At 61.0% G+C, this 7,467-nt stretch carries 6 protein-coding genes; 5 read left to right on the top strand and 1 reads right to left on the bottom strand.

Going from position 1 to position 7,467, the window contains the following annotated elements:
- The first annotated feature begins 154 nt into the window (after positions 1-154).
- The 5 genes from tldD to GZH79_RS00515 all read left to right on the top strand — a co-directional run bounded on the left by tldD (position 155) and on the right by GZH79_RS00515 (position 6,966).
- Complete coding sequence (tldD, locus tag GZH79_RS00495) at positions 155-1,573, top strand: metalloprotease TldD (protein ID WP_211641187.1); 1,419 nt, start codon at positions 155-157, stop codon at positions 1,571-1,573.
- Between the two features lie 77 nt (positions 1,574-1,650).
- Positions 1,651-2,796, top strand: coding sequence for a DNA-processing protein DprA (gene dprA, locus GZH79_RS00500; RefSeq protein WP_349291143.1), 1,146 nt, complete (start codon positions 1,651-1,653; stop codon positions 2,794-2,796).
- A 125-nt stretch (positions 2,797-2,921) separates the two neighbouring features.
- Positions 2,922-5,555, top strand: coding sequence for a type I DNA topoisomerase (gene topA, locus GZH79_RS00505; RefSeq protein WP_211641188.1), 2,634 nt, complete (start codon positions 2,922-2,924; stop codon positions 5,553-5,555).
- A gap of 80 nt (positions 5,556-5,635) precedes the next feature.
- Positions 5,636-6,340: a CoA transferase subunit A gene (locus GZH79_RS00510; RefSeq protein WP_211641189.1), complete on the top strand. Its 705-nt coding sequence runs from the start codon at positions 5,636-5,638 to the stop codon at positions 6,338-6,340.
- Positions 6,340-6,966, top strand: coding sequence for a 3-oxoacid CoA-transferase subunit B (locus GZH79_RS00515; RefSeq protein WP_211641190.1), 627 nt, complete (start codon positions 6,340-6,342; stop codon positions 6,964-6,966). Before GZH79_RS00510 ends, GZH79_RS00515 begins: the two co-directional genes overlap by 1 nt.
- On the opposite strand, the gene GZH79_RS18905 is transcribed toward GZH79_RS00515, so the two are convergent.
- The coding region (locus tag GZH79_RS18905; protein WP_249218901.1) for a lytic transglycosylase domain-containing protein at positions 6,963-7,467 on the bottom strand (505 nt) is incomplete at its 5' end. The two genes, GZH79_RS00515 and GZH79_RS18905, sit on opposite strands and share 4 nt — an antisense overlap.

Here is a 7,467-nt window from a genome sequence, read left to right on the forward strand (position 1 = left end):
GTAAGTCCGCGCCCAGCGCGATATGGATCCGCGGCTTTACGGAATCCCGTTGTAACTTTGTGACCGTGTCCCATATCCTGACGGACAACTCAAGAACCCAGCTTGCGGCAATCGGACGCTTATCGTGCCCTGCCCCACCCCAGCGGAGAGCCCGATGTCAGACGCCCCATTTCGTCCATTCGATACCCACCTTGATCGGGATACGGCCCTGCTGCACCTGCAAGAGGCCACACGCGGCGCCGATGATGGCGAGCTTTTCATCGAACGCAAACGTTCTGAGGCATTGGTGCTGGACGATGGCCACTTGAAAAACGCTAGTTTCGACGCCGCCGAAGGATTCGGATTGCGTGCCGTGCGTGGCGAAACGGCGGGCTATTCCCATTCCACCACGATCGATGAATACGCCCTAAAGCGCGCCGTCGCAACCGCGCGGCTGGCCGTTGGCGACGGCGGCGGCACACTGGCCGCCGGTCCGCAGGGCACGAACGAAAAGCTGTACAGCGATATCGACCCCGTGACCGAAGCCACGTTCCCGGCAAAGGTGGATCTGCTGCGCGAAATCGACGCCTTTTGCCGCGATCTCGACGCTCGCGTCGTGCAGGTCACCGCGTCCGTCGCCGCATCGTTGCAAGAGGTGGCGATCCTGCGGCCCGATGGCGCGCTGGTGACCGATACCCGCCCGATGAGCCGGATCAACATCAGCGTGATCGTCGAACAGGACGGCCGCCGCGAAAGCGGATCGATGGGCGGTGGCGGCCGCGCATCGTTGCTTGGCCTGATTGACCGCGACCACTGGCAAGGCGTTGCCCGCGAAGCGTTGCGGATCGCCCTGATCAACCTTCAGGCCGAACCAGCACCGGCTGGCGTGCTGGACGTGGTATTGGGACCGGGCTGGCCCGGTATCTTGCTGCACGAGGCGATTGGCCACGGGCTGGAGGGCGATTTCAACCGCAAGGGCAGTTCCGCATTCGCAGGCCTGATGGGCCAGCAGATCGCGGCCAAGGGCGTGACCGTGCTTGACGATGGCACGATCCCCGATAGGCGCGGGTCGATCACCGTCGATGACGAAGGCACCCCCGGCGCAAAGAACACACTGATCGAGGACGGCGTGCTGGTCGGCTATATGCAGGATCGACAAAATGCCCGCCTGATGGGTGTCGCCCCGACTGGAAATGGTCGTCGTGAAAGCTTTGCCCACGCACCGATGCCGCGCATGACAAACACCTATATGTTGTCGGGCGATGCTGACCCGCAGGATATGGTCCGTGACCTGAAGGACGGCATTTATGCCGTCGGGTTCGGCGGCGGTCAGGTCGACATCACCAACGGTAAATTCGTGTTTTCCTGCACCGAAGCCTACCGCGTCCGCGACGGACGCATCGGCGCACCGGTCAAGGGCGCGACCCTGATCGGCGACGGCGCCACCGCGCTGAAACAGATCCGTGCCATCGGCAACGATCTGGCGCTGGACCCCGGCATCGGCAATTGTGGCAAGGCGGGCCAGTGGGTGCCCGTCGGTGTGGGCCAGCCCAGCCTGATGATCGGCGGGCTGACCGTGGGCGGATCGGGATGATCCTGCTGTCGTTCATGCACTGTTAAGGGTTTGATTCTAACGTCAGAGGTGCAGCAGACGAAGCAAGGACGCTTACAGTGGCCGACTCTCCGCAGACACCTTGCATCCCCCCAACGGATGGCCCCCTTTTCGACCAGCTTCGGCTGCTGCGCTCTCGCCGGGTCGGGCCGACGACATTTCATCGACTGATGGCTGAACACGGATCGGCCCGCGCTGCACTGGATGCATTGCCGGATGTGGCCCGCGCGGCGGGCGTGGCCGATTACACGGTCTGTCCACAGGCCGTCGTTGCGGCTGAAATCCGCGCGGCGCGCGCGGCGGGGGTCATGCTGATCGCCGCAAGCGATGCGAATTATCCCGCAGCCCTTTCGGACATGACGGACGCACCGCCGTTGTTGTGGGCATTGGGCGATCTGTCTTTGTTGGCACGTCCGATGATCGCCATGGTCGGTGCACGCAACGCGTCGTCATTGGGCACACGCATGGCGCGCAAACTGGCCGCTGACCTGACCGACGCCGGTTTCGTCGTGGTGTCGGGCTTGGCCCGCGGGATCGATGCAGCCGCCCATCTGGCCGCTCTTGATGGTGGCACCATCGCCGTTCAGGCCGGTGGTGTCGATGTGATCTATCCGTCCGAAAACGCCGAATTGGCCCATGCCATCACGGATCGCGGCCTGCGGATATCGGAAATGCCGATGGGTCTGCAACCGCAGGCCCGTCATTTCCCCGCGCGCAACCGGATCATCGCAGGGCTGTCGCGCGCTGTCGTTGTCGTGGAAGCCGCGGCAAAATCCGGCAGCCTGATCACGGCACGCAATGCGCTGGACCAGCACCGCGACGTTTTGGCCGTGCCTGGCCACCCTTTTGACGCCCGCGCTGCAGGCTGCAACCTGCTGATCAGGGACGGCGCGACATTGGTCCGCAACGCCGCAGACATCATCGACGCGCTAGGACCACAGGTCACCGCGAACGTGGTCCGGACACCGATTGAACAAACCTTGCCACCGGAAACACCGCCACCGCCGCCGTCCCGCGATTTGTCCACGGCATCCCGCCTGCACGACCTGATCCTGGACCGTCTTAGCCCGTCCCCCATTGCCGAAGACCAGCTGATCCGCGACCTGTCGGTTAAAGCGTTCCAGATGGCGCCAGCGCTGGTTGATCTTGAACTGGATGGCAAGATCGTGCGCCAGCCCGGCGGAATGTTGGCCCGGGTTGTGTAATCTTGTTCAACAAGCCACGCGTGTAGCTGCCTCATAACGTTCAGGACAAGGCGCATTGACATCCTTTGGTCAACCGCCACATGTTGCGCGGCCATAGCCACCCTGTCTGAACGTTAAGGATTCCCATGCCAGTTGTCGTTGTCGAATCCCCGGCGAAAGCCAAGACAATCAACAAATATCTGGGCAGTGATTACACCGTCCTTGCGTCCTACGGACACATCCGCGACCTGCCCGCCAAGAACGGATCAGTCGATCCGGACGATGATTTCCACATGATCTGGGAAGTCGCCAGCGATTCCAAAAAACACATCAAGGCCATCGTCGATGCGCTGAAGATTGACCCCAACCTGATCCTTGCGACCGACCCCGACCGCGAGGGAGAAGCGATCAGCTGGCATCTGGAACAGGAGCTGAACAACAAGCGCGGCCTGAAAATCCAGTCCGCCGAACGCGTGGTTTTCAACGCAATCACGAAATCCGCCGTCACCGAAGCGATGAAAAATCCTCGCAAGGTCGACGCCCCGCTGGTCGAAGCCTACCTTGCCCGCCGCGCGCTGGATTACCTTGTCGGGTTCAACCTGTCGCCGGTCCTGTGGCGCAAGCTGCCGGGTGCGAAATCGGCAGGTCGCGTGCAATCCGTTTGCCTGCGGCTGATCGTCGAACGCGAAATGGAAATCGAAGCGTTCCGTCCGCAAGAATTCTGGACCGTCAAGGCGATCCTGAAGAACGCGCGTGGCCAGACCTATGAGGCACGGCTGATGACACTGGGTGGCGACAAGATCGAAAAGTTCACCATCAACGACGCGACCAAGGCCGAAATGGCCGTCGCCGCCGTGACCAGCCGCGACCTGACCGTCAGTTCTGTCGAAGCGAAACCCGCGACCCGCAACCCCAGCCCGCCCTTCATGACATCGACCCTGCAGCAAGAGGCGAGCCGCAAGTTTGGCATGGGCGCCAAGCATTGCATGAGCGTCGCACAGCGCCTGTATGAAGCCGGGTTGATCACCTACATGCGGACCGATGGTATCGATATGGCGCCGGAAGCCGTGACCGGCGCGCGCGATGCGATTGCCGCCAAGTTCGGCCAGGACTACGTCCCTTCCGAACCCCGCATCTACAAGAACAAGGCCAAAAACGCACAAGAAGCGCATGAATGCGTGCGCCCGACCGATATGATGGTCAGCGTCGAGGATGCCAAAATCGCGGACGCGGACCAGCGCAAGCTTTATGATCTGATCTGGAAACGCACGCTGGCCAGCCAGATGGCCGCCGCGCGGCTGGAACGCACCACGGTCGATGTGGCCAGTGCCGACAAGCAGGTTGGCCTACGCGCAACAGGTCAGGTGATGATGTTCGATGGCTTTCTGCGGGTCTACGAAGAAGGCCGCGACGATACCCCCGACGAAGACGACAAGCGCCTGCCCCAGATCGAACAGGGCGAAAAGGCTCTGAAAGACAGCGTCGACAGCGACCAGCATTTCACCCAACCGCCGCCCCGCTATACCGAAGCGACCTTGGTCAAGCGGATGGAAGAATTGGGGATCGGTCGCCCGTCGACCTATGCCAGCATCGTGACCACGATTCAGGATCGCGGCTACGTTGAAAAGGACAGAAACCGCCTGATCCCGCAGGACAAGGGGCGGCTGGTGACAGCCTTTTTGTCGAACTATTTCCATCGCTACATCGAATATGACTTTACCGCCGATCTGGAAAACCAGCTGGACGCGGTCAGCGCTGGCGACGCCGATTATAAAAAGGTGCTGGAACGCTTCTGGCGCGATTTTTCCGCCGCCATCGCTGAAACCGCCGACCTGCGGATCGGTGAGGTGCTGGATAAAATCAACGAAGTGCTGGAACCGCACCTGTTCCCACCGACCGAAGACGGCACCGATCCGCGCCTTTGCCCGAACTGCGGTGCCGGGCGGTTGTCGATGCGTACGGCCCGTTCGGGTGGCGCATTCATCGGCTGTTCCAACTATCCCGAATGCCGCTATACCCGCCCCTTCGGTCCGCCTGATCCCGAAGCAGAGGCCAGCGCGATTCCACCCGACGGCAAACTGCTGGGCGAAGATCAAGGCGACGAAATCCGCATCTTCAAGGGACGGTTTGGCCCCTATGCACAACGCGGCCCGATCACCGAAGACAACAACAAGCCACCGCGCCAGTCTATCCCGGCGGCGTGGGAACCCGAATCCGTCACGTTGGAACAGGCCGTCCGCCTGTTGGCCCTGCCCCGGCTGATTGGCGAACACCCAGAAGACAAGGTGAACGTCTGGGCCAACATCGGCCGTTACGGACCCTACATCAAACACGCAGAAACCACGTCCCACAAAGGCGGCACCAACGCCAACCTTGAAGAAATAGAGGACGTCTGGACCGTCGGCATGAACCGCGCCGTGCAATTGCTCGCCGAGAAAGTCGCCAGCCGTGGCGGAAGAGGCAAGGCCGCAACCCCGATCCGGGAATTGGGCGACCACCCCGAAGCGGGCGGCGCGATCAACATCTATGACGGAAAATACGGCGCCTATGTGAAGTGGGAAAAAATCAACGCCACGATCCCCGACACCGTAGATCCCGCTGACCTGACCGTTGCGCAGGCAGTGGATCTGATCGACGAGCGCGCGGCGAAGGCCGGCAAGAAAAAGCCATCCGCCAAAAAGGCTGCGCCGAAAAAGAAAGCCCCCGCCAAGAAGACTGCCGCAAAAAAAGCGCCCGCCAAGAAAGCGACAAAAACAGACGATGGCGACGTGATAGAGTGAGCGCGGTGCCGGTGGCAGGTTCATTGACTTCAACCTGATGCGCGGTCAATTTTGCCGCGACCAATCTAAAAAGGTGCTTGATGAAGAAAGTCTATGAAACCGCGTCCGACGCTTTAGACGGCCTCTTGCGCGACGAAATGCTGATCGCTGCGGGCGGGTTCGGCCTGTGTGGTATTCCTGAACTGCTGTTGCAGGCGATCAAGGACGCGGGCGTGCGGGACCTGACGTTCGCATCGAACAATGCGGGCGTTGATGATTTCGGCATCGGCATCCTGTTGGCCAGCAAGCAGGTGAAAAAGATGATGTCATCCTATGTCGGCGAAAACGCTGAATTCATGCGCCAGTATCTTGAAGGAGAGCTGGAAGTGGAATTCAACCCGCAGGGCACGTTGGCCGAACGGATGCGCGCGGGCGGTTCCGGCATCCCCGGTTTCTATACGAAAACCGGCGTCGGCACGCAGATTGCCGAAGGCAAGGATCACAAGGACTTTGACGGCGAAACCTATATCATGGAACGCGGGATCGTGGCCGATCTGGCCATCGTGAAAGCATGGAAAGCCGATGACACCGGCAATCTGGTGTTCCGCAAGACCGCGCGCAATTTCAATGTGCCAGCCGCGATGTGTGGCAAAGTATGCGTGGCAGAGGTCGAAGAAATCGTCCCGCGCGGGTCGCTAGACCCCGACATGATCCACCTGCCCGGCGTTTATGTGCACCGGATTGTGCAGGGCACCCATGAAAAACGCATCGAACAGCGCACGACCCGCAAGAAGGAATCGGTATAATGCCTTGGGATCGCAACCAGATGGCCGCGCGTGCGGCACAGGAACTGGAAGACGGGATGTACGTCAACCTTGGCATAGGGATTCCGACGCTTGTGGCGAACTATGTCGGGGACAAGGATATCACCCTGCAGTCCGAAAACGGGATGCTGGGCATGGGGCCGTTCCCGGTCGAGGGTGAAGAAGACGCAGACGTGATCAATGCGGGCAAGCAGACCATCACCGAACTGCCACGCACTGCCTATTTCGACAGCGCCACATCTTTCGGCATGATCCGGGGTGGCAAGATCGCATGCGCGATCCTTGGTGCGATGGAAGTTGCCGAAAACGGTGATCTGGCCAACTGGATGATCCCCGGCAAGCTGGTCAAGGGCATGGGCGGCGCGATGGATCTGGTCGCCGGCGTCAAACGCGTGGTCGTCGTGATGGATCATCAGAACAAAAAGGGTGAATCCAAACTGCTGAAATCCTGCACCCTGCCACTGACAGGCGCAGCCGTGGTTGACCGTGTCATCACAAACCTTGGGGTTCTGGATGTGGTCGAAGGCGGTTTGCGGATCGTGGAATGTGCTGACGGCGTCACCGAAGCCGAATTGCGGGCCGCGACCGAAGCCACGATCGTCGCCTAACCCGAGGTATTTACCGCGAACACGCAGCCGTCGCTTACCAGTTCTGGCGGTGTCAGGCACAGGTTGCGGGCGACGTTGAACGCGGCCAACACCTTTGGCACATAGCCGCGCGTTTCGGGAAAAGGCGGGACGCCATTGGCGTCCCGTACAGATCCTTCGCCCGCGTTGTAGCCCGCCAGCACAAGGATCGGGTCACTGTCGAAATGGCCCATCAGCCAGTCCAGATAGGCGACGCCGCCCCGGATGTTGTCCGACGGCGACATGCTGTCGGATACGTTGAACCGTGACGCAGTGTCCGGCATCAATTGCATCAGCCCTTTTGCACCTGCTCCGCTGACAGCGTCGGCGCGTCCACCGCTTTCCACTGCGATCAGTGCCAGCACCAATGCGGGCGATACCTTTGTGCCGACTGTCGACCGGATGATGTCGATGCCGTGGATACGCGCGATATCGTTCAGGGTCTGCAGGCGGGGTTCCGGCACCGCCATACCCTCTGGCGGG

Origin of the sequence: Loktanella sp. SALINAS62 (assembly GCF_018263905.1) — a bacterium.
Lineage (GTDB): Bacteria > Pseudomonadota > Alphaproteobacteria > Rhodobacterales > Rhodobacteraceae > Loktanella.

What these genes read in the sequence shown, in the direction of transcription:
- tldD (WP_211641187.1), top strand. Translation starts at nt 155, where the DNA reads ATGTCAGACGCCCCATTTCGTCCATTCGATACCCACCTTGATCGGGAT.
- topA (WP_211641188.1), top strand. Translation starts at nt 2,922, where the DNA reads ATGCCAGTTGTCGTTGTCGAATCCCCGGCGAAAGCCAAGACAATCAAC.
- GZH79_RS00510 (WP_211641189.1), top strand. Translation starts at nt 5,636, where the DNA reads ATGAAGAAAGTCTATGAAACCGCGTCCGACGCTTTAGACGGCCTCTTG.
- GZH79_RS00515 (WP_211641190.1), top strand. Translation starts at nt 6,340, where the DNA reads ATGCCTTGGGATCGCAACCAGATGGCCGCGCGTGCGGCACAGGAACTG.